23 protein-coding genes are annotated in these 21,344 nt (G+C 71.7%); 9 read left to right on the top strand and 14 right to left on the bottom strand.

Translation table 11 applies throughout. The annotated features are described in order from the left end of the window. Positions 1–8: 8 nt before the first annotated feature. The 5 genes from ACGFIS_RS31815 to clpS form a co-directional block, all read right to left on the bottom strand. Positions 9–986, bottom strand: coding sequence for an anti-sigma factor RsbA family regulatory protein (locus ACGFIS_RS31815; RefSeq protein WP_392973433.1), 978 nt, complete (start codon positions 984–986; stop codon positions 9–11). Further along, positions 983–1,834 (bottom strand): MEDS domain-containing protein, encoded by an 852-nt coding sequence (locus ACGFIS_RS31810; protein ID WP_392973431.1) that lies wholly within the window; start codon positions 1,832–1,834, stop codon positions 983–985. Before ACGFIS_RS31810 ends, ACGFIS_RS31815 begins: the two co-directional genes overlap by 4 nt. Before the next feature lie 27 nt (positions 1,835–1,861). After that, positions 1,862–2,782 (bottom strand): MEDS domain-containing protein, encoded by a 921-nt coding sequence (locus tag ACGFIS_RS31805; RefSeq protein WP_392908483.1) that lies wholly within the window; start codon positions 2,780–2,782, stop codon positions 1,862–1,864. Between the two features lie 134 nt (positions 2,783–2,916). Continuing rightward, complete coding sequence (locus tag ACGFIS_RS31800; RefSeq protein WP_392908481.1) at positions 2,917–3,444, bottom strand: DUF2017 domain-containing protein; 528 nt, start codon at positions 3,442–3,444, stop codon at positions 2,917–2,919. Positions 3,445–3,465: 21 nt separating this feature from the next. Beyond that, the gene (gene clpS, locus ACGFIS_RS31795) at positions 3,466–3,762 is read right to left on the bottom strand and encodes an ATP-dependent Clp protease adapter ClpS (protein ID WP_131979896.1); all 297 of its coding nucleotides are present in this window, start codon (positions 3,760–3,762) and stop codon (positions 3,466–3,468) included. Between the two features lie 134 nt (positions 3,763–3,896). Between clpS and ACGFIS_RS31790 the strand changes: the two genes are divergently transcribed. From ACGFIS_RS31790 to ACGFIS_RS31780, 3 genes are all read left to right on the top strand, one after another. Beyond that, positions 3,897–5,216, top strand: a complete 1,320-nt coding sequence (locus ACGFIS_RS31790; RefSeq protein WP_392908479.1) for a nicotinate phosphoribosyltransferase — start codon at positions 3,897–3,899, stop codon at positions 5,214–5,216. A 92-nt stretch (positions 5,217–5,308) separates the two neighbouring features. Beyond that, positions 5,309–5,890 carry an isochorismatase family protein gene (locus tag ACGFIS_RS31785; protein WP_392973429.1) on the top strand — a complete coding sequence of 194 codons (582 nt, stop codon included), beginning with the start codon at positions 5,309–5,311 and terminating at the stop codon, positions 5,888–5,890. A 2-nt stretch (positions 5,891–5,892) separates the two neighbouring features. After that, the gene (locus ACGFIS_RS31780) at positions 5,893–6,414 is read left to right on the top strand and encodes a gluconokinase (protein ID WP_392908474.1); all 522 of its coding nucleotides are present in this window, start codon (positions 5,893–5,895) and stop codon (positions 6,412–6,414) included. An 82-nt stretch (positions 6,415–6,496) separates the two neighbouring features. Here the strand turns inward: ACGFIS_RS31780 and ACGFIS_RS31775 are convergent, their stop codons facing one another. The 4 genes from ACGFIS_RS31775 to ACGFIS_RS31760 form a co-directional block, all read right to left on the bottom strand. Continuing rightward, on the bottom strand, positions 6,497–8,239 hold the full coding sequence (locus ACGFIS_RS31775; RefSeq protein WP_392908835.1) for a DEAD/DEAH box helicase: 1,743 nt from the start codon (positions 8,237–8,239) through the stop codon (positions 6,497–6,499). Between the two features lie 36 nt (positions 8,240–8,275). Continuing rightward, the gene (locus ACGFIS_RS31770) at positions 8,276–9,100 is read right to left on the bottom strand and encodes a zinc metalloprotease (RefSeq protein WP_392908471.1); all 825 of its coding nucleotides are present in this window, start codon (positions 9,098–9,100) and stop codon (positions 8,276–8,278) included. A 349-nt stretch (positions 9,101–9,449) separates the two neighbouring features. Then, positions 9,450–9,710 (bottom strand): DUF3039 domain-containing protein, encoded by a 261-nt coding sequence (locus tag ACGFIS_RS31765; protein WP_392908468.1) that lies wholly within the window; start codon positions 9,708–9,710, stop codon positions 9,450–9,452. A gap of 10 nt (positions 9,711–9,720) precedes the next feature. After that, complete coding sequence (locus ACGFIS_RS31760) at positions 9,721–10,296, bottom strand: YqgE/AlgH family protein (RefSeq protein ID WP_392973427.1); 576 nt, start codon at positions 10,294–10,296, stop codon at positions 9,721–9,723. Positions 10,297–10,465: 169 nt separating this feature from the next. On the opposite strand from ACGFIS_RS31760, the gene ACGFIS_RS31755 reads away from it, so the two are divergent. After that, positions 10,466–11,107, top strand: a complete 642-nt coding sequence (locus tag ACGFIS_RS31755; RefSeq protein ID WP_392973425.1) for a hypothetical protein — start codon at positions 10,466–10,468, stop codon at positions 11,105–11,107. Positions 11,108–11,176: 69 nt separating this feature from the next. On the opposite strand, the gene ACGFIS_RS31750 is transcribed toward ACGFIS_RS31755, so the two are convergent. From ACGFIS_RS31750 to ACGFIS_RS31740, 3 genes are all read right to left on the bottom strand, one after another. Further along, positions 11,177–12,580 carry an NAD-dependent malic enzyme gene (locus ACGFIS_RS31750; RefSeq protein ID WP_392908460.1) on the bottom strand — a complete coding sequence of 468 codons (1,404 nt, stop codon included), beginning with the start codon at positions 12,578–12,580 and terminating at the stop codon, positions 11,177–11,179. 112 nt (positions 12,581–12,692) lie between these two features. Beyond that, positions 12,693–12,881 carry a cytidylate kinase family protein gene (locus ACGFIS_RS31745; protein ID WP_392908833.1) on the bottom strand — a complete coding sequence of 63 codons (189 nt, stop codon included), beginning with the start codon at positions 12,879–12,881 and terminating at the stop codon, positions 12,693–12,695. A gap of 96 nt (positions 12,882–12,977) precedes the next feature. Further along, positions 12,978–13,913: a tetratricopeptide repeat protein gene (locus ACGFIS_RS31740; protein WP_392973423.1), complete on the bottom strand. Its 936-nt coding sequence runs from the start codon at positions 13,911–13,913 to the stop codon at positions 12,978–12,980. 495 nt (positions 13,914–14,408) lie between these two features. Here ACGFIS_RS31740 and ACGFIS_RS31735 point away from each other — a divergent pair, with 495 nt between their 5' ends. Both ACGFIS_RS31735 and ACGFIS_RS31730 read left to right on the top strand, forming a co-directional pair. Beyond that, a complete protein-coding gene (locus tag ACGFIS_RS31735; protein ID WP_392973421.1) occupies positions 14,409–15,254 on the top strand; it encodes an ATP-binding cassette domain-containing protein in 846 nt (281 codons plus the stop codon). Beyond that, positions 15,247–16,770 (top strand): hypothetical protein, encoded by a 1,524-nt coding sequence (locus tag ACGFIS_RS31730; protein WP_392908451.1) that lies wholly within the window; start codon positions 15,247–15,249, stop codon positions 16,768–16,770. The genes ACGFIS_RS31735 and ACGFIS_RS31730 overlap by 8 nt, the downstream gene beginning before the upstream one ends. On the opposite strand, the gene ACGFIS_RS31725 is transcribed toward ACGFIS_RS31730, so the two are convergent. Continuing rightward, positions 16,713–17,027, bottom strand: a complete 315-nt coding sequence (locus tag ACGFIS_RS31725) for a DUF3817 domain-containing protein (RefSeq protein ID WP_392908449.1) — start codon at positions 17,025–17,027, stop codon at positions 16,713–16,715. The two genes, ACGFIS_RS31730 and ACGFIS_RS31725, sit on opposite strands and share 58 nt — an antisense overlap. Positions 17,028–17,149: 122 nt before the next feature. Between ACGFIS_RS31725 and ACGFIS_RS31720 the strand changes: the two genes are divergently transcribed. Beyond that, entirely contained in the window at positions 17,150–17,854 is a 705-nt protein-coding gene (locus ACGFIS_RS31720; protein WP_392973419.1) for a DUF4230 domain-containing protein, read from the top strand. A gap of 24 nt (positions 17,855–17,878) precedes the next feature. Here ACGFIS_RS31720 and ACGFIS_RS31715 read toward each other — a convergent pair whose 3' ends face one another. Continuing rightward, a complete protein-coding gene (locus ACGFIS_RS31715; protein WP_392908444.1) occupies positions 17,879–19,078 on the bottom strand; it encodes an acetyl-CoA C-acetyltransferase in 1,200 nt (399 codons plus the stop codon). A gap of 107 nt (positions 19,079–19,185) precedes the next feature. Between ACGFIS_RS31715 and mce the strand changes: the two genes are divergently transcribed. Both mce and ACGFIS_RS31705 read left to right on the top strand, forming a co-directional pair. After that, on the top strand, positions 19,186–19,608 hold the full coding sequence (gene mce, locus ACGFIS_RS31710) for a methylmalonyl-CoA epimerase (RefSeq protein WP_392908441.1): 423 nt from the start codon (positions 19,186–19,188) through the stop codon (positions 19,606–19,608). A 341-nt stretch (positions 19,609–19,949) separates the two neighbouring features. Next, positions 19,950–21,284, top strand: coding sequence for a DivIVA domain-containing protein (locus tag ACGFIS_RS31705; RefSeq protein WP_392908438.1), 1,335 nt, complete (start codon positions 19,950–19,952; stop codon positions 21,282–21,284). The last annotated feature ends 60 nt before the right edge of the window (positions 21,285–21,344 follow it).

The following is a 21,344-nucleotide window of genomic DNA, read 5'->3' as shown; positions in this document are numbered from 1 at the left end:
CCGCGGCCTCAGGCCAGCTTGACGTGGAGGCGGAGCCGGGTGCCGCGGGGACCCGAGCGGATCTCCACGATGTGGCACAGCCGCCGGACCGCCCACATCTGGGCGTCGTGCCCCGGGCCGCCCGGCGGCTCGTAGCCGGCGAAACGGCCGGTCAGGATGCGCGCCGGGTCGGTGATGTCGCAGACGAGCCCGCCGCCCTCCGCCCACACCCACAGCGAGCCTTGCCCGCCGCCGTCCCGGACGATGCCGGTGGCGACCTCGTTCGCCGCCAGCACGAACGGGAGCGTGCGCTCCTCGGCGAGCCCGAGCCGGCGCGCCTCGGCGGTCAGGAAGCTCCGCAGCGCCGGCAGCCCGCCCGTCGCGAACGACCTGCGGGCGGCCGTGGCCGGCGGCGAAGGCAGCGGGCCCGCGTCGCATTCGGCGCAGAACTCGGCGGGGCCGGTGAACCGCCCGGCGGGCGCCGTCCCGTCCGGGCCGGCCAGCTCCGGATGGGTGCGCGCCGCCGCGTCCAGCACGTGCCCGGGAAGCGCCGCCGTGTCGTACGCGCACATGATCAGGGTCGGCGTGCCGGCGAACACGACGTTGAGCAGCGCGTCGTGCCGCTTCCACTCACGCGTCTCCAGCGGTGTCAGGCCGTCCCAGACCGGCTCGGCCAGCAGCCGCAGCCGCCCGCGCGGCCACCAGTCGGCGCGGGCCCGGTCGTGGCAGGAGGCCAGCGCGTGCATCGGGCCGCGGAACCACTCCGCCGCGTCGATGAACTCGATCTTCGCGGCGGTCTCGGGCCCGAGCCGCCCGCGCAGGGCCGCCGCCACCGGCGGTGCGGCGGCGACGACGACGGCGTCGCCCGCGCGCCGCCCGGCGCGCAGGAACGGCACGGCGGTCAGCAGGAACTCGTGCCGCGACCCGTACAGCAGTGCCCGGTGGACGAGGACGTCCCCACCGGACTGCGTGAGAGCCCCGGGACGCAGGGCGCCGGGCTCGGTCATACGGCCGCCTCCGCGACGATTCCGGGTGCGGTGTGCCAGCCGGACACGCGCAGCATCAGCTCCACGCAGCCGGGCATCGACCGCAGGATCACCTGCCGGTCGAAAACGGTGCTCGTCTCGTTGGCGCGGATCAGGACGCGCAGGCCGGCCAGGTCGCAGAAGTCGAGCCCGGACAGGTCCAGGCACAGGTGCGCGGCGTCGTCGAAGTCGCGCAGCGCCTCGACCAGCGCGGGCAGTGTCGACTCGTCGATCGCGCCGGACAGCCGCAGGCCCGGCGGCGCGAACAGCGGGACGATCGTCAGCACGCCGTCGTCGAAGACGGCGTCGGCGCCGGCCCGCCCGCCGTGGTGGTCCCCCACCTCGCGCAGGTGGTCGCCGGCGAACCAGCGGCGGTCGTACTGGCACAGCGCCATCGCGGGACGGCCCGGCCGGGCGACGGCCCGGCGGACGGCGTCCTCGAACGCCGTGAACCGCTCCGTGCCGGGCCAGCCGCGCAGGGCGGGAGACGCCTCGGCCGTGACCCGCACCCCCGGGTGGCCGCGCGCGAGGGCCGACTCGATCACGCCGTCGAGGTCGGTCCCGGCGGTGGGCAGAACGACCAGGCGGCCGTCGCCGAGCGCGACCCCGAAGCCGTCGCGGAGCCGTGCCGCGGCGGCGCCGGCTGGCTCGCCGTCCACCAGGTAGACCAGGGCGTGCCCGGCGCGCAGGCCATCGTTGAGGAACGCCGTCAGGACGGTGTGCCGTTCCTCATGGTTGATGTAGGGAAGGCACAGATGATCGCCGGCCCGCATCTCACCGACCGGCGTGGCGGGTTCGCCGGACCGATGACGGGCCTGCGCCGGAGCCATGCGACCTCCTCGGGAGCGCCGGTGCCGTCAGTGTGAACGGGATTCGACGGAGATGCCCGGGGTGCTGACGAGGCCCTCGTCGCGGAGGCGGTCGTGGAGGGCGGGCGGCACGCTGCGCAGCAGCAGCCCGTGGCCCCGGCCGGGACGGTCCGCGCCGGTCAGCAGGCGCAGCCCGTCCGCGTCGCAGGCGGTGACGCCGCCGAGGTCGAGGCAGAGCAGGCCCGTCCGGGTCGTGATCGACGCCAGGACCTTCTCGGCGGCCGGACGGGTCGACCCGTCGATGATCCCGGCCAGTTCGGCGCCGGGCGGGCTGAAGATCGGCGTGATGCGCAGGGATCCGTCGTCGTGGTAGTCGTCGACGCGGACGCGTCCCATGTGCCGAGTCTCCACCTCCGCCAGCCGCGCGTCGTCGAACCAGCGCCGGTCGAACTGGCAGACCGCCATCGCCGTCACGTCGGAGGTCATGAAGGCGTCGTCGAGCATCTGCTCGAACTCGCCGAACTGCTCGGTGCCCGGCCAGCGGCGCAGCGAGAACCTCGCCTCGCCCGCGATCCGCACGCCCGCGTAGCCCTGGACGTACGCGAGGTCGACCTCCGTGGCGATCAGCTCGATGCTCTCCGCCGGATCGAAGCGGCCGCTCGCGAGGAACGTCTCCTCGGCGGTCCGCACGACGAGCTGCCCGGCCTCCATCGCGGCGGCGAGATCGGCGTGCCGGTCCCCCGGGTCGGGGCCGGCGACGTCCTCGCCGCCGGAGAGCAGCCAGCCGAGCACGTCCGGCGCGGACACGCCGTCGGAGATGTAGATGATCTTGTGGTCGGCACGGACCCCGTCGCGGGCGTAGGCGGCCATGATCGACCGCCGCTCCTCGTCGTTGTCGAACAGCAGGGCGAGATGGTCGCCCAGCCTCATCGTGCCGACCGGCTTCGCGCGGGTGCCCACTATGGACATGGCGGCCTCCGAACAGGTCTCCGGCCCGCCGGTACGGGCCCTGAACGCCCCGCGGACAACGCTAACAACCGTCCGCATCGGCGTCCCGACAATCGGTGATGTCCGCTATGACCGAGTGTGGACGTCCCGGACGGTCACCAGAGAACGTGGACGAGGCCGTCCTGCAGCATCGTCAACCAGTCGTAGGCCGCGAACATGGGCGTGCGGGGGTCGTCCGGATCCATGGCCTCCGCCTCCTCGTACCACTCCTCGGTGATGTCCAGCCGTGTGCCCAGCGCCAGCCGGACGTCGTTCAGCGCCCGCAGCCACGCCTGCGCCTGCTTCTCGTCCAGGACGACGACGGGCCCCGCACCCCCCAGCGAAGCCAGCACGGTCTCGGCGGCCTCCCGCTTGCCGTCGCGCAACCCCATCTCGGTGTAGCGGCGGAACTCGCCCGCGGCCTCACCGTCGTCGCGGTAGGCGTCCGGGAACAGCCGCGCGAGGACCGGGTCCTCCGGCTTGGCGGCGTTCTCGGTGATGCCCATCGAGGCCAGCTCGTCGTCCCCGCCGGGCGCGTCGCCCAGCAACGCGAGCAGCTGCTCCATCAGGGCGCGCATGAGCGCGATCTCCTCGGCCTCCAGCCGCACCCTGATGCCTTCGCGGGTCTTCTCCACATGACTCATCGGATCGCTCCGCCCACGGGCTCAGTCGTCCCGTTTCACGGTGGCCCACAGGCCGTAGGAATGCAGGATCTCCACATCCCGCTCCATCTCCTCGCGGGTGCCGTTGGCCACGACGGCACGCCCCTTGTGGTGCACGTCGAGCATCAGCTTCTCGGCCTTGGTCTTGGGGTAGCCGAACACGGCCTGGAACACGTACGTGACGTACGACATCAGGTTGATCGGGTCGTTCCAGACGATGGCCAGCCAGGGCCGGTCGGCGCTCACGTCCTCCTCGACGTCCGGCCGCTCCAGTTCGACGGGTGCGGGCGCCGTGCTCATGGCGCTCATTCCGCGTCTCCCCCTCTCCACGTGAAGTCGGTCCGCCCACCGCACCCGATGCTATGCGCCACGTCCCCGTCCGGGTGCGACGGCTCACACGACCATGGTGCCCACAGTGGGCTTAGGGTTCCAATGTGGACCTTGGTGACGGTACTGCGCTGCTGACCGACCGGTACGAGCTGACGATGCTCCAGGCGGCGCTGCGCAGCGGGACGGCCGGCCGGCGTTCGGTGTTCGAGGTGTTCGCACGGAGCCTGCCCGCCGGCCGCCGGTACGGCGTCGTCGCCGGTACGGGACGGCTCCTGGACGCGATCGAGGCGTTCCGGTTCGAGCCCGCGCAGCTGGAGTTCCTGGCGGCGAACGGCATCGTGGACGAGCCCACGCTGCAATGGCTGGAGAAGTATCGCTTCACCGGGAACGTCTGGGGTTATGCCGAGGGCGACTGCTACTTCCCGGAATCGCCGATCCTGGTCGTCGAGGGGACGTTCGGGGAGGCCGTCCTGCTGGAGACCCTCGCCCTGTCGATCCTCAACCACGACTGCGCGATCGCGTCCGCGGCGTCCCGGATGGTGCAGGCGGCCCAGGACCGCCCCATCATCGAGATGGGGTCGCGGCGCGCCCACGAGCGCGCCGCCGTGGCCTCCGCGCGCGCCGCCTACCTCGCGGGATTCGCGACCACCTCGAACCTGGAGGCGGGCCGCCTGTACGGCGTGCCGACCGCCGGGACGAGCGCGCACTCGTTCACCCTCCTGCACGACAGCGAACGGCACGCGTTCGAAGCCCAGCTCGCCTCCCTCGGCGAGGGCACCACGCTCCTGGTCGACACCTATGACGTCGAACGGGCCGTCCGCACCGGCGTGGACCTCGCGGGGCCGGGCCTCGGCGCCGTCCGGCTCGACAGCGGCGACCTGGGAGTGCTGGCGCGCCGCGTCCGCGATCAGCTCGACGCGCTGGGCGCGCACGGCACGCGCATCGTGGTGACGGGCGATCTGGACGAGTTCGGCATCGCGGCCCTCGCCGCGGCGCCGGTGAACGGCTACGGCGTCGGGACGTCCCTCGTGACCGGTTCGGGCGCCCCCACGGCGTCGCTCGTCTACAAACTCGTCGCCCGGTCGGACGGGCCCGACGACGACGCCCCCATGCGCCCGGTGGCGAAACGCTCCACCGGCAAGCCGAGCCGCGGCGGCCGCAAGACGGCCGTCCGCCGCGTCGACGGACACGGCGTCGCCTACGCCGAGAGCGTGTCCACCGGGGAACCGGCCCACGGCCCACGCGACCGCGTCCTGCAGGTGCCGCTGGTGCGCGACGGCGAGGTCGTCGGACGCGAACCGCTCACCGAGACCAGGGCACGCCACGCGCGCGCGGTCGCGGAACTGCCGCCGACGGCGGTTCAACTCTCCAAGGGCGAGCCCGCCGTCCCCACCGAGTTCGTCAACGGCGGCCCGCGCAGTTGAACCCGAACCGCCGGGACGGGGTAGCGTCCCAGTTGTCTGGGCAAAAAGCCGTCTGGGCGATTCCGGAACGGAAACCGGTACAGGGAGCGGTCATGGGCAAGAAGGCTCTGATCATCGTGGACGTGCAGAACGATTTCTGCGAGGGCGGCTCACTCGCCGTCGCCGGCGGGGCGGACGTGGCCACGGCCATCTCCGGGCACATGACCGGACACCGGGACCAATACCAGCACATCGTGGCGACCCGGGACTTCCACCTCGACCCCGGCGACCACTTCTCCGGCGAACCCGACTTCGTCGACACCTGGCCGCCGCACTGCGTCATCGGCACACCGGGCGCGGACTTCCACCCCAACCTGGCCCTGGCGCCCATCGAGGCCGTGTTCAGCAAGGGCCGCGAGACCGCCGCCTACAGCGGCTTCGAAGGCTTCTCCGACGACGAGATCCCCCTCGCGGACTGGCTCGCCGCCCGCGGCGTCGACACCGTGGACATCGTCGGCATCGCCACCGACCACTGCGTCCGCGCCACCGCCGTGGACGCCGCCCGCGCGGGGCTGCGCACCACCGTCCTGCTCGACCTCACCGCCGGGGTCGGCAAACCCACCGTCGACCGGGCCCTGGACGAACTGGCACTGGAGGGCGTCGTCCTGTCGGGCGCCCCGGTGGTGACCGCCTGACCATGACGCAACCCCAGGTCATCCTCATCGCCGGCGTCTCCGGCAGCGGCAAGACCACCATCGGGACGATGCTCGCCGAACGCCTCGGCTGGGAGTACGCGGAGGCCGACGCGTTCCACTCGCAGGCCAACATCGACAAGATGAGCTCGGGACACGCGCTCACCGACGCCGACCGCCTCCCCTGGCTGCGCTCCATCGCCGCCTGGATCGACGACCGTCTCCGCACCGGCCGCCCCGGCATCGTCACCTGTTCCGCACTCAAGCGCAGATACCGCGACATGCTGGCGGGCGGCCGCCCCGAGGTCGCGATGGTCCTGCTGGACGGCGACCGCGACATGATCGCCGCCCGCATGAGGGCCCGCAAAGGCCACTACTTCAGCGCCGACCTCCTGGACACCCAGTTCGCCGACCTGGAACTCCCCGCCCCGGACGAGGACGTCCTCTCCGCCCCCATCGACGGCACCCCGGACGAGACGGTGACCCACATCGTGAAGGCCCTGAACCTCGCCTCCGGCCCCCGCTGACCGCACGGACAGGGGTCGCTGCCGCCGGGCTTCTCGGCCAACTCGGTGTCGACGCCGGCCGTGCGCTCGCCCCCCGAGGACGTCAGTGGCGGCGTTTGGCGGCCCATTCGCGGATCTTGGCGATGCGCTTGTGGATATCGTCGGCGCTGGCCTGGGCGATGGCGGGGCCGCCGCACGCGGCGCGCAGCTCGGTGTGGATGACGCCGTGCGGCTTGCCGGTGCGGTGGTTCCACGCGCCGACGAGCCCGTTGAGCTCGCGGCGGAGGGCGGCGATGTCCTCGGCGGCGGTGCGGTCCTCGCGGGGGTCGCCGGTCTTGCGCCTGCGCTCCCCGGCGATCTGCTCCGCCTGCCGCTTGCGCAGCAGCGCCGACACCTGCTCGGGTTCCAGCAGGCCGGGAATGCCGAGGTACTCCTCCTCCTCGGCCGAGCCCGGCTGGGCGTGCATGCCGAACTCGCCGCCGTCGTACAGGACGCGGTCGAACGTGGCGGACGCCTCGACCGTCTCGAACGGAAGCTCCTCGCCGACGTCGGGCGTGTCGTTCTCGCGGTTGGCCTCGGCGAGCAGCTCGTCGTCCAGGCCGTCCTCGCGGACCGGGCGGTCGAGGACGTGGTCGCGCTCGGTCTCCATCTCGGCGGCGTGGCCCATCAGCGTCGGCACCGACGGCAGGAAGACCGAGGCCGTCTCGCCGCGTCGGCGGGCGCGGACGAAACGGCCGATCGCCTGCGCGAAGAACAGCGGCGTGCTGGTGGAGGTGGCGTAGACGCCGACGGCGAGGCGCGGGATGTCGACGCCCTCGGACACCATCCGCACCGCGACCATCCAGCGGTCGTCGGTCTCGCCGAACTGCTTGATCTTCTTGGACGCGCCGGGGTCGTCCGACAGCACGACCGTGGCGCCCTGGCCGGTGACGGCGCGCAGCATCTTGGCGTAGGCGCGGGCCGTCTCGTGGTCGGTGGCGATGACCAGGCCGCCCGCGTCGGGGATGACGCGGCGCAGCTCGGAGAGGCGGCGGTCGGCGGCGGCGATGACCTGCTTGATCCAGTCGCCCTTGGGGTCGAGTGCGGCGCGCCACGCCTGGGCGGTCTGGTCCTGGGTGAGCGGCTCGCCGAGCGTCGCCGTGATCTCGTCGCCCGCCCGGGTGCGCCAGCGCATCTCCCCCGCGTACGCCAGGAAGATCACCGGGCGGACGACGCCGTCGGCGAGGGCCGGGCCGTACCCGTAGGTGTAGTCGGCGCGGCTTCGCCTGATGCCGTCGGGCCCCTCGTCGTACTGGACGAACGGGATCGGGTTGATGTCGGTCCGGAACGGCGTGCCGGACAGCGCGAGACGCCGCGCCGCCGGGTCGAACGCCTCCCGGACGGCGTCGCCCCACGACAGGCCGTCGCCCGCGTGGTGCACCTCGTCGAAGATGATCAGCGACTTGCGGGACTCGGTGCGGTTGCGGTGCAGCGCGGGACGCGCCGCGACGGTCGCGTAGGTGATGGCGACGCCGTGGAAGTCCTTGCCGACGGGCCCCTGCCCGTTCTGGTACTCCGGGTCGATCCTGATGCCGACGCGGGACGCCGACTCCGCCCACTGCCGCTTGAGATGTTCCGTGGGGCACACGACCGTGATCGCGGAGATGACGCGGCGCTCCATCAGCTCGCGGGCGAGGCGGAGCGCGAACGTCGTCTTACCGGCACCGGGCGTCGCGACGGTGAGGAAGTCGCGGGGGCCCGGCTGCCGGCCGTCCACTCCGAAGTACGCCTCCAGCGCCTGCTGCTGCCAGGCGCGCAGGGACGACGCCGTCCCCCAGGCGGCCCGCTCGGGGAAGGCGGGAGGCATGCTCGATGCGGCGAAGGTGCTCACGGTCATCGAAGGCTACCGAGCCCCACCGACAGTTCGTGCCCCGGTGGCCCCCGCTGTGCCCGGTTCCACAGTCCGGCGGTCGCTCCTGCGTGACCGGTAGGCGGCCCAGGCCGCCCGGATACGACGGCCCTGACCTGCGGTGAACTCCCGCATGCAGGTGTCGTGGGCGTAGTCCATGAAGTTGTGCACGGGATCACGCCCCCGCTGCGGGCATGTGTCCCGGGAGTGAGGACATCCTTCCGCCGGCCGCGCCTCGTAGGGGGTGTCGGCCACCCCGTCCCCCGGCGAGAAGCAGCCGCCCTCGAACGTGTGGAACAAGCCGAGCCAGTGCCCGATCTCGTGGACGGCCGTGTAACCGTGGTCGAACGGACCGAACGACCCGCCCGGCAGGCTCCGGTAGTCGACGACGACGCCGTCCATGCGCGGGTTCTCGCGGTACCCCTGGGGGAACGTGGAGAAGCCCAGCACGTCCGTGCCCACGGCGGCGGTGTAGATGTTGAGCGTGCGACGCCCTCCCCTGCGCAGACGGCGCTTCATCGGGCTCTCGTACCTCTGCGGGTTGTGGAACCAGGCCGGTTCGTCGGTGCGGTCGTAGCCGGCCAGGCGGAACCTGACGCGGGTGTCCGCGCCGCCCTTCTTGCCTCCGTACGCGGCATTCAGCGTGGAGATCTGGCGGCGGATGTCGTTCTTGGACAGCTTGCCTTTGCGTCCGCTGTGGACGACGTGGAACCGCACCGGGACGACGACGCGCCGCGCTCTGCGCAGCGTCGAGTCGAGGTTCCGTTCGTCGGAGGTGCCGAAGCGGTCGAGGAGCGTCCGCCGGAGATCGGCGAGCATGGAGACGACCTGGTCATGGCCGAGATCGGCGCGGTCGCGCGGCCGGGCTCCGGGATGGGCCCTTCGCGCGACGGGATCCGGGACGCATCCGTCCGCCCGTCCCGGCGCCGGAGCGGCCCGCACCGGCACCCGGTCACTCGTCGAACCTGGAACAGCACACACCGTAACCAACAGTGCGCACACCGAAACCCCGGCCAACCGCCGCATTCATCCCCCGTATGTATGGAACACCGAAGTCCCGCAGTCAGCGTCTCCTAGGGGGACACCCCAGAGGTGGAACGCGACCGCGGGACCGCACGCGCGCACGCCGGAACGGGCGGCGCGCCGTCAGCCGCCTCTCAGCGGCCGTTCACTCGTCGCCCTTGCCGCCCGGCTTCATGGTCTCGTAGATCTCCTTGCACTCCGGGCAGACGGGATACTTCTTCGGATCCCGGTTCGGCACCCAGACCTTGCCGCACAGCGCGATCACCGGCGTGCCGGTCACCGCACTCTCGGTGATCTTCTGCTTCTTCACATAGTGGGCGAACCGCTCATGGTCGCCGTCACCGTGCGAGAGGTCGGGCCTGACATCAGTCTGGGTGTCGCCGTCGGGAAGGATCTTCGTACTCACGTCGTCCACCTTAGTTCAGCGTCGGGTCCTCGGGAAAAGTGGAGACGAACGCCAGGTCGCCGCCCTGCCTGCGCAGAACCTCCTGCCACAGCCGGTCCGGGTCGGCCGCGAAGACGTCCCCGGCCTCGGCCGACACCAGATACCAGGAGCCGTCCTCGATCTCCGCGTGCAGCTGCCCGGCCGACCATCCGGCGTAGCCCGCGAACACCCGCAGCTGCAGCAGCTCGGCCGCCAGCAGACCGGGAGGGGCCTCCAGGTCGACGAGACCCACACGGGAGACCTCGGCGCCGCCGTCCAGGGCGCGCCATCCGAGCGGCTCGTCCTCCCCGGGGAGGCGGGCCAGGGCCAACGCGTTCTCCAGCCCGACCGGACCACCCTGGAACACCACCGCCGGCCCGGTGACGAGCTCGGCCCACGGCGGCAGCACACGGTCGACGGGAATTTCCGTCGGCCGGTTGAGGACAACGCCCAGCGTGCCGCCGTCACCGTCGTGCTCGACAAGCAGGACGACGCTGCGCCGAAAGTTGGGATCCTCCAGTTGAGGGGTCGCCACCAGCAGAAGCCCCACCCTGATGCCGTCTTCCATGGGTTCCATCATGCGTTGCGCGGACCTCCGGCGGCACGTCCCCCTTCTCGTTAGCCTGTTACGCATTCCTATCGATGGGGATATCGGCATCACAAGGACCTAGGTTAAGAATGATCTAGCATCATCGGCCACCCGCTTGGTGTGCGCCCGGCGGGCCGGGGAGGACAGCGTGCAGTTGCCCAGGGTCGTCATCGCCGCCGTGTTCTTCGTCATCGGGGCGCTCCTCCTGATCCCGATGCTGTTCGACTGGGGGTCACCGGAGTCACGTGCCTCCACCTCCGCCACCACGTCCGGGAGCCCGAGCCCGTCCGGTACGGCGACCTCGCCGTCGCCCGGCCCGTCCAAGACGTCGCCGTCGCCCAAGCCTCCGGCGCGGCCGGTGACGGCCTCGATCGGGTCGGTGTCCTGCCCGGCCGGCACGGTGAAGGTCACGATCCGCAACTCCGGGAAGCAGAACGAGGACTTCAGCGTCGAGAAGAACGACGGCACCGCCGCGATCCCCGGCGAGATCCGCGCTAACTCGACCCGGTCGGTGGCCGTCGAGTTCCGCGAGGACCGCCGCACCCGCATCACCGTCACCTGGGCCAACAAGCGGATCGAGAGCAAGACGGTGAAGGCGAACTGCGAGAAGGCGGGCGCGGCACCGACCAAGACCCCGCCGGAGGAACTGCCCCACACCGGGCCCGACGCCGTCCTGTGGGCGCGCGGCGCGACCGGCGTCGCCATCATCGTCACCGGCGCGATCATCTTCTGGTACGGCGGAATCTGGCCCCGCCGCCGCGACCAGATCTTCTCGAACAAGTCTCAGTAGCCCAGGGGGCCGACCCGCTGGAACCCCCGTCACGAGCCGTGCTCTGGTGGCCGGGGGTCGTTGCGTCGATCAGGCTTCGGTGCGGGGGCGGCCGCCGGCGGCTTCGCGGACGGCGCCGGCGACGAAGTTGCTCACGTCCGGGTGGAAGACGCTGGGGACGATGTAGTTGGGGCCCAGCTCGTCCGGCGTGACGACCTCGGCGAGGGCCTTGGCGGCGGCGGCGAGCATGTCCAGGGTGACGATGTCGGCCTGGGCGTCCAGCAGGCCGCGGAAGACGCCGGGGAACGCCAGCACGTTGTTGATCTGGTTGGGGTAGTCGCTGCGGCCGGTGGCGACGACGGCGGCGTGCTCGCGCGCCTCGTCCGGTGACACCTCGGGCTCGGGGTTGGCCAAGGCGAACACGATCGCGTCGTCGTTCATCGTGGCGATGTCGCCGCCGTTCAGGATGGCGGGGGCCGACACGCCGATGAACACGTCGGCGTCCTTGACGGCGCCGCGCAGGTCGCCGGAGTAGCCGTCGGCGTTGGTGTGGTCGGCGATCCAGCAGAGCGAGTCGTCCATGTCGCCGCGGCCCTTGTGGACGGCGCCGAGCGCGTCGCAGACGACGAGGTTGCGGGCGCCCGCGTACATCAGCAGCTTCAGGATGGCGCTGCCGGCGGCGCCCGCGCCCGCCATCGTGATGCGGACGGAGCCGATGTCCTTGCCGACGACGCGCAGCGCGTTGGTCAGCGCGGCGAGCACGCAGATCGCGGTGCCGTGCTGGTCGTCGTGGAAGACGGGGATGTCCAGCAGCTCGCGCAGCCGGGCCTCGACCTCGAAGCAGCGCGGCGCGGAGATGTCCTCCAGGTTGATGCCGCCGAACGCGGGGGCGAGGATCTGCACGGTCCGGACGATCTCGTCGGTGTCCTGCGTGTCGAGGCAGATCGGCCACGCGTCGATCCCGGCGAACCGTTTGAACAGCGCAGCCTTGCCCTCCATGACGGGCAGCGCGGCCTCCGGGCCGATGTTGCCGAGGCCGAGGACGGCCGAGCCGTCGGTGACGACCGCGACGCTGTTGCGCTTTATCGTCAGCCGGCGGACGTCCTCGGGGTTGCGGGCGATGGCGAGGGAGACGCGGGCGACGCCGGGCGTGTAGGCCATCGACAGCTCGTCGCGGTTGCGCAGCGGCACCTTGGACTGCATCTCGATCTTGCCGCCGAGGTGCATCAGGAACGTCCGGTCGCTGACCTTGTGGATCTTGACGGACTCGATCTTCTCCAGCGCGCCGGAGATCGCCTCGGCGTGCTGGGTGTCGCGGGTCGCGATCGTGACGTCGATGCGCAGCGTCTCGTGGCCGGCGGTGTTGACGTCGAGGGCCGTGACGATGCCGCCGGCGTTCTCCACGACGTGGGTGATCTGGCTGACGGCCCTGCCGCCCGCCGGGACCTCCAGCCGGACGGTGATCGAGTACGACACGCTTGGCACGCTCGCCACGGCAACTGCTCCCTCTGCTACGGGTCGTCGATGTCCCGTGCGCGCCGCTCCGGCCGGGACGATGCGTCCGGGACGGTGCGTCACGGGGCCGCGGCCCGGACCGTCCCGCGGCTCACAGCGCCAGCGCCGCGACGACGATCAGCTCGACGGTCGCGGGCACGGGCAGCCCCGTGGAGTCGATCACGAGGTGGTAGAGCCGCGGATCGGCGGGGTCGGCCCCGTAGAAGTGCTTCACGTAGGCCGTCCGGGCGCGGTCGTTGTCATCGAGCATACGCTCAACATCACGGTCGGGTGTCCCGATCCGCGCGGCTCGTCCCGGCCCGCGCTCACATCCGGATCATGCCCGTCTCGACCTCGGTCAGAACGGATCAGAACCGGCAGACCGGCACGTAACCGGTCAGAACAGAGCCGACTGGAGGGAGCGGCGGGCCTTGGCGACGCGCGGGTCGTCCGGCGGGAGAAGCTCGAACAGCGACAGCAGGTGCTTGCGCGCGGCGTCGCGGTCGTCGCCCGCGCTGCCGCGCACCGCGGTCAGCAGCCGGTCGAACGCCTGCTCCATCTGGCCGGACACCATCTCCACGTCGGCCGCGCTGATCTGCGCCTGGACGTCGCCGGGCTTCGCGCCGGCGTCCCGGATGGCGCCCTCGGCGTCCAGCGACCGAACCCGCAGGCTCAGCTCCACCAGCGCGAGCCCCTGCTTGGCCTGGGCGTCGCGCGGGTCGGCGGCGAGGATGTCCTCGAAGGCCGTCTTGGCGCCGTCCAGGTCGCCGCGCTGCAGCGCGTCCTCGGCCCGCTGGTACACCGGGTCGGGAGCGAGCGCCCCCGCCTCGTCCGCGACCGGCTGCTCGCCTTCGGGGGCGTCCGGCAGGATGCCCTCCTTGCGCAGCGCCTCGAAGAGCTGGTCGATGGCCTGGCGCACCTGCGGCTCGGGCGCCGCGCCGTTCAGGAACGGCAGCAGCTGCCCGGCGACGACGGCCGCCACGAACGGGATGCCGCGCACCCCCATCTGCTGCATGTACGCGCCGAGCTGCGGGTTGGCGTCGATGTCGACCTTGGCCAGCACCCACTTGCCGGCCGCCTCGGTGGCGAGCTTCTCCAGGATCGGCCCGAGCTGCTTGCACGGACCGCACCACTCGGCCCAGAAGTCCACCAGGACGGGAACGGACTGCGACCGCTCCACGACCTCGGTGTTGAACGTCTCGTCCGTGACGTCCACGACGTACTGGCCGGCGGGGGCGCCCGCACCGGCGGACGCGCCGCCGCCCTGGGCCCGGCGTTCCTGCTGCTTCCTGGCGGCCGACTGGCGCGCCCCCAGATCGATGGCCCCGTGCAACGAAAAGTCCCGAGAAGGCATGGGACCATCCTGCCTCATGAGCGCGTGCGACCGCGCGTCCGTACGCTCCCAGCGGAGCGCGGCGTCCGCACTGGACGCCCGGCACGTCCCGATTCTGCGCCCAGTTCGGCAATTGCCCGCCTTTTCGAATTCTCGCCTAGGGTGCGGCGGGCAAAGAATCCAGGCGTCCTGCCGTAAAGGCAAAAAGATTGCTGGCAGCCATCACCAAGCCCGGTTATAGTCACGATGTCGATGCATCGCGGCACGGCAAAAGCGACCGGCGCGCCGGAACCGCCGTACGGCGGCCCGGCCCGGCGGGCACCGCGTGGCAGGGTTGGGGGACCGAGGCCACCGGCGCACCCGGTCACCGGGCTCGCAGCCCGCCGCCGCGAACGCATGACGAGCAATGGGGGGAAACTTGTGATCGCGGATCATTCCGTGATCGTGGCCCGAGGAATGGGTGTCCGCCGCGGGGGGCGGTGGCTCCTGCGCCCGGTGACCTTCGGCGTACCCGAAGGCGTGGTCGGCCTGGCCGGTCCACCTGGCGCCGGTAAATCCACTCTGCTGGCCACGTTCGCGACCTTGCGCAGGCCGAATGCCGGCGTGCTGCACATTCTCGGGCACGACGTCGCGCACACCACCGGCGTGCGGGCAGCACGCGCCCGGATCGGATACCTGCCGGCGCGGTTCACCCGGGCGGAGCACATGACGGCCGGGGAGTTCGTCGAGTACGCGGCCTACTACAAGCGGACGAGCGCGTCCGCCGCGCGCTCCATGGTGCGGCGGCTCGATCTCGCCGAGGCCGCCGGCACCGAACTGGCGCTGCTGCCGCCCGACGTCCGGCTGCGGGCCGGGCTCGCCGCCGCGTGCGTCCACGAGCCCGACGCGGTGTTCCTGGACGACCCGTTCGGCGAACTGTGCGCCGCCGCCGAACCGTGGCCCACCGGCGCCGGCGGCCCCGGGCACCACATGCTCACCTCCGCCATGGCGGAACTGATCCCGGTGCTGCGCACTCTCGCCCCGACGGTGATGGTCACGGCCGACGCCGGCGGGACGCTCACCGGATGGTGCGACCGCCTCCTCACGCTCGCACGCGGCCGGCTGACCGAACAGCCCACCCGGTCCGCCACGGCGCGCCGCGGCCGCACCGCCGCCGACCGCCGCGGCGCCGACCCGGCGGATCCGGTGGCACCCGCGGAACCGGTGCCCTCGCTCGTGCCCCCGGAGCACCGGCCCGCGCGGCCGGCGCTGCCGCAGATGACGCTGCCCAGCGTGCCGCTGCCGCAGCTGACGGGGCTGCGGGCGAGGCGGCCGCCCGCCGGGAGCGCCACCGGTGTCTGACCTGGGGCGGGTGCTCCGGCTGGACGCCCGTCGCACGGCACTGCTGGTCGCGGTGCCGGTCCTCACCTCGGTCGGGACGGCGGCGGCCGTGCTGTCGCTGTGCCCGTCGGTCGCGTACTGGGACAACACCGTCGTCGCACTGGTCAACTCGGTCCGCTTCCTCGGCCCCGTCGCCGCGGGACTGGCCGCCTGGACCGCGGTACGGGAACGTCCCCTCGACTATCTGCGCGACCTCACCGCGCGCTCCCCCGCCACCGGTGTGCTGTTCGACCTGCTGCTGCTGTCCGCCGCCGCGCTGGTCTCCTACATCGCGGTCACGATCGTGGTCGTCGCCGTCACCTTGCTCCAAGGCCAGTCGGGGCATCCCCACCCGATGGGCATCGTCGCCGGTGCGGGCTCACTCGTCCTGCACGTCGTCGTGGGTTACCTGGCCGGACGCGTCGTCCCCCACCGCGCCACAGCCGCCCTGATCCTCGCCGTGACATCGCTGTGGGCCGCGCTGCGCGTCCCGGGCGTGTCGTGGTGGAGCCTGCTTCCCCCGGCGGCGTTCGACCACATCGCCCTGTTCACCACCCTGCGCCCGCAGGTGCTCGTCGACCAGGTCACCTGGACGGTCGGCCTGACCACCGCGCTGATCCTCGGCTATGTGATGTGGGCGACGCGGCGATTCCTGCTCGTTCTCCCGCTTGTGGTTGCACTGGCCGCGACGGTCACCGCCACGCACGGCCTGTACGGCTCCGGCGGGACGGTCGCGCCCGTGGCGGCGGCGCCGGTCTGCAGGGAATGGCCGCTGACCGTGTGCGTCCACCCCGCCCTGCGGGACGCGCTGCCCCGGCTGATGGCGGCGGCCACTCCCCTCGCCGCGCGCCTGAACGACACCCCCGGCGCGTTCACGAAGGTGGAGCAGCGTCCCGCGGGGACCCCCGTCTCCGTGGAGGACGGCGTCGCCACCGTCCATCTCGATGAGGAACTCGCGCCCGGGTACGCGGCGCGGGCCGTCCGGCAGATCAGCCGAAGCCTCAGAGACGCCCGGGCCTGCGCGGCCTCGCCGAACGGCTACCGCGCGCTGGTCGACGCGTGGCTTCTCGGCGACGTCCCTCCCGTCATCGCCGACACCCGCGCGGCACGCCGGTTCGCGTCCTGGAGCGAATCCCGGCGCCGCGCCTGGCTGCGGCTCAACTTCGCCGACTACCGGGCCTGCTCGCTCGGCCCCGCCGACTTCCGGACCGGCAAGACCCGCCGCCCGGCAGAGCAGTCTAAGCACTCCGGACGCGCGGCGAAGGACGCGAGGTCACCGCGAGCCGAAAGCCCCGCGGCCGGCCCGGCCGAGCCCGGTCATCCTCTGCGCGGCCGCAGCGGACACCCAAGCCCCGCGGCCGGGCCGGCCGAGCCCGGTCATCCTCTGCGCGGCCGCGGCGGACCCCCAGCCGGCCGCGACCACGCAGAAGTTCATCACCGTCAGCGCGCGGCAGGCGCGGCGCCCGCTGCGGTCGAGTTCGCGGGCCTGGTCCAGTAGCGCTCCACGAGGAACGGGGCGACCGGCAGCACGGCGGCGCCCAGTGCCAGCACCGTGCGCTTGAAGTCCCAGCGGAGCGCCTCACGGACGAGGAAGACCATCCCGACGTAGGCCATGAACAGGACTCCGTGGATCGGCCCCATCAGCTGCACGCCCACTTCCGCGTCCGCACCGTACTTCAGCGGCATCGCGACCAGGAGCAGCAGGAGGAAGGAGGCCGCCTCGGCGATGGAGACGAGGCGGAAAACACGAATCATGTCCACACCCGTCCCAACGCAACTGCCCCCGCCAGGGGTTTCGCCCCACGGTATGGCTTCGCTCACATCGACCTAACCGGCACGCCAGGTACGAGACGTTCCTGCCGGGAATGCCCCCGTACATGGCTCGCCCGGAACAGAAGAACGACGCACCCCGCAAGGCGTCCACCGTCCGGTCCCGCGCTTCGCGGCGCGGGCTGATCACCCCGGTCCTGCTCATCGTCGCGACCATCGCGGTCGTGCTCGTGGCCCAGCAGGCACTGCGCGGTCTCCCCGGATGGCTGAACCCGTTCGGCGTGGAGACCAAGGACCGCAGCGGGCCCGTCCTGCTGAAGTCCATCCGCGACCTGCACCGCTACGAGGCTGCCAGCGGCAACTTCCAGGTCATCGTAGACCTGGAGAAGGACGCCAAGTTCCTGCCGGGGTCGCTGCGCGGCGAGCGCACCCTGTTCGTCGGGAACGGCTCCGTCGACGCCTACGTGGACTTCTCGAAGCTCGGTTCGGGCGCCGTCAAGGTGAACGCGGACCGGACGTCCGCGACCATCACGCTGCCGCCCGCCCAGCTGGAGAAGACCAACCTCGACCCGAAGCACAGCTACGTCCACGCCACCGAACGCGGCCTGCTCGACCGCTTCGGCGACTTCTTCAGCGGCAACCCCGCCGACCAGCAGCAGCTCTACGTCCTGGCGGCCCAGAAGATCCAGACGGCGGCCGCCCAGAGCGGCCTGAAGGAACGCGCCGACGCCAACACCAAGGCGATGCTGGAGAACATGCTCAAGGCCCTGGGCTTCACAACGGTCACCGTCCACCAGCCCAAGCCGCAGTAAGACGCACCGATCGGTCGTGAGCCGCTAGGCGAGCGGCCGGGTCGGGACACGAATAAGCAACGCGTCGCCCTGGCCGCCGCCGCCGCAGAGGCCGGCGGCGCCGACGCCGCCGCCGCGGCGCTTCAGCTCGTGGGCCAGGTGCAGGGCGATGCGGGCGCCCGACATGCCGACCGGGTGGCCGAGCGCGATGGCGCCGCCGTTGACGTTGACCTTGTCGGGTCCGATGCCGAGGTCGCGCATCGACTGGATGCCGACGGAGGCGAACGCCTCGTTGATCTCGACGAGGTCCAGGTCGTCCACGCTCAGGCCCTCCTTGCCGAGGGCGTGCTTGATCGCGTTGGACGGCTGGGACTGCAGCGAGTTGTCCGGGCCGGCGACGTTGCCGTGCGCGCCGATCTCGGCTAGCCACGTCAGCCCGAGTTCCTCGGCCTTGGCCTTGGACATCACCACGACCGCCGCGGCCCCGTCGGAGATCTGCGAGGACGAGCCGGCGGTGATCGTGCCCTCCTTGCTGAACGCGGGACGCAGCTTGGCCAGCGACTCGGCGGTGGTGTCGCCGCGCACGCCCTCGTCGGCGGAGAACACGATCGGCTCACCACGCCGCTGCGGGATCTCCACTGGGGCGATCTCGTCGTCGAACACGCCGTTCTTGGTGGCCTCGGCGGCGCGCTGGTGGGAGCGGGCGGAGAACTCGTCCTGCTCCTCGCGCGAGATGTTCAGCTTCGCGTTGTGCATCTCGGTCGACTCGCCCATGGCGATGCCGTCGAACGCGTCCGTCAGCGCGTCGTGGGCCATGTGGTCGAGGACTTCGACGGTGCCGTACTTGTAGCCGCCGCGCGACTTGGGCAGCAGGTGCGGGGCCTGGGTCATCGACTCCATCCCGCCCGCCACGACGATGTCGAACTCGCCGGCCCTGATCAGCTGGTCGGCGAGCGCGATCGCGTCCAGGCCGGACAGGCACACCTTGTTGATCGTGATCGACGGGACGCTCATCGGGATGCCCGCCTTGACGGCCGCCTGCCGGGACGGGATCTGGCCCGCGCCCGCCTGCAGGACCTGGCCGAGGATCACGTACTGCACCTGGTCGCCGGACACCCCGGCGCGCTCCAGCGCCGCCTTGACCGCGTGCGCTCCGAGGTCGGCCGCGGAGAAGTCCTTCAGCGAGCCCATCAGGCGCCCGATGGGGGTGCGCGCTCCGGCGACGATCACGGACGTGGCGGTCATGAGGGGGCCTCCAGGGTGGTGCTGCGGCGACGTTTGCCACCATACCCAGGAGAACCGTGTTCGGTTCCGTTCGCCCCCGCCTGGCCGTCCGAGTAGGGAGAAAGCCCATGCTGACCCGTATCGACCACATCGGCATCGCGTGTCATGACCTGGAGGCCACCGTCGAGTTCTACAAGGCGACCTACGGCTTCACCGACGCGCACTTCGAGGTGAACGAGGAGCAGGGCGTCCGGGAGTGCATGCTCAAGATCAACGAGACGGGGGACGGGGCGGCGAGCTATCTGCAGCTGATCGAGCCGATCCGGGACGACTCGGCGGTCGCCAAGTGGCTGGCGAAGAACGGCGAGGGCGTGCACCACATCGCGTTCGGGACGGACGGGACCGTCGCGGAGGAGGCGGCCGGCATCGCGGGCAAGGGCGTCCGGGTCCTGTACGACGCGCCGCGCAACGGGTCCATGGGATCCTTGATCAACTTTTTGCACCCCAAGGACTGCCACGGCGTCCTGACCGAGCTCGTCCAGAAGCGCTGACGGACGCGCGTGATCTTCGAGCGGCGGCGCCGCAGGGGCGCGATCGGATCGTGACGTGTTCGATATCACTGTCGCCGACGACGGGGTACTGACCGCCGCTGTGTGACCGTTGCGCCACATCTGGTGCATTTGTGGTGCCCGCACCTGGGCGGCGACCCACGCGGAGGTCAGGTACACAAAAGGGACAAAATACGCAGCGCGTCAAGATGAGCCCCCAACACGGCAGCGTCCGGAGTACGCTTCAGTCGCCGGAAGAGGTCTGGGGCACTGCGCCCGTCATGTCAGGCGATCAACCGGTCCCCGGAACTACCCGTAGCCCCGTCACATCAGGATTGAGCCACATGCAGTCCGACATCGACGCCCAGCTCAGCAACTTCTTTGAAGACACGCCCCCGCGCGAATTCGACGTGGTGCTCCGCGGCTACGACCGGCACCAGGTCGACGAGCACATCAAGACGCTCGACAACGAGGTCCGGCAGACCCGCGAGCAGACACAGGCCATGCAGCGAGAGCTGTCGGACGCCCATCGTCAGCTGCAGGAGCAGGAACGTCCCACCTACTCCGGTCTCGGCGCGCGCATCGAGCAGCTGCTCAGGCTCGCCGAGGAGCAGGCCACCGAGCTCGTGCAGGCCGCACGCTCCGAGGCGAACGAGATCAAGGCCGCGGCCAAGGTCGATGCCGCCGAGCAGCGCGCCACCGCCGAGAACGACGCCGCCGAACTGCGCGCGAACGCCCAGCGCGAGGGCGACGACATGCGCGGCGCGGCGGAGCGCGAGGCCGAGGAGGTGCGAACCTCCGCCCGCCGCGAGGCGGACGAGCTGACCTCCACGACCGAGCGCGAGGTCGCCAAGCTGCGCGCCACCGCCGACCACGAGGTCGCCGAGAAGCGCGCCGGCGCCGAGCGCGAGATCGCCAAGCTGCGGACCACGACCGAGCGCGAGGTCGCGCAGCTGCGCGCGTCCACCAAGCGCGAGCGGGACGAGATCCTCACGACGGCCAAGCGGCAGGCCGACGAGATGCGGGCCCAGGCCCAGCGCATTCTGGAGGAGAGCGAGGCCCAGCGCGCCCAGGCCGAGGCCGAGTTCGAGATCCAGCTGGCCGCCCGGCGCGAGGAGGCCGACCGGCAGGACGCCGAGCGGCACTCCAATGCCCAGGCCGCCACGCAGAAGCTCGTCGCCGAGGCCGAGCAGCGCGCCGCGTCCGCCGAGCAGCGGGCCGCCAAGGCCACCCAGCAGGCCGAGCAGACACGGCGTGAGGCCGACTCGCACGCCAAGCAGCTCATGGCCAACGCGCGCAAGAACTCCGACAATGTGATCGCCGAGGCCAAGGCGCAGGCCGAGCAGCTGCTCGCCGAGACCAAGGCCGAGTCCGACCGCGTCCGGACGGCGGCGCAGCGGCAGGTCGACGAGCTCACCCGCCAGCGCGACAGCATCACCAGCCACCTCAACCAGCTGCGTCAGCTGATCGGCGGTGTCGCGCCGAACCTGGGCGGCGACGCCGAGCTGGCCGCGCCCCCGGAGAAGGCCGCGATCCCCGCGGCCGAGCCCAAGCCGGCCCCGGCGCAGCAGGCCGAGCAGCCCAGACAGCAGCAGCCCGCGGGCAAGGCCGCGCCCGCCAAGCAGGCCGCCCCCGCCGCCAAGTCCGAGGAGGACGACGAGGACTGGTGGCAGGAGTGACCGTCATCTGACAATGGCCCGAACGTGACGGAAAGCCTAGAGGCAGCGGAAACGCCTCTA

It is taken from the genome of Spirillospora sp. NPDC048824 (genome assembly GCF_043198455.1).
Lineage (GTDB): Bacteria > Actinomycetota > Actinomycetes > Streptosporangiales > Streptosporangiaceae > Spirillospora.
Note: the sequence above shows the minus strand (reverse complement) of the source record. Positions and strands in the feature narration are given on the sequence as shown.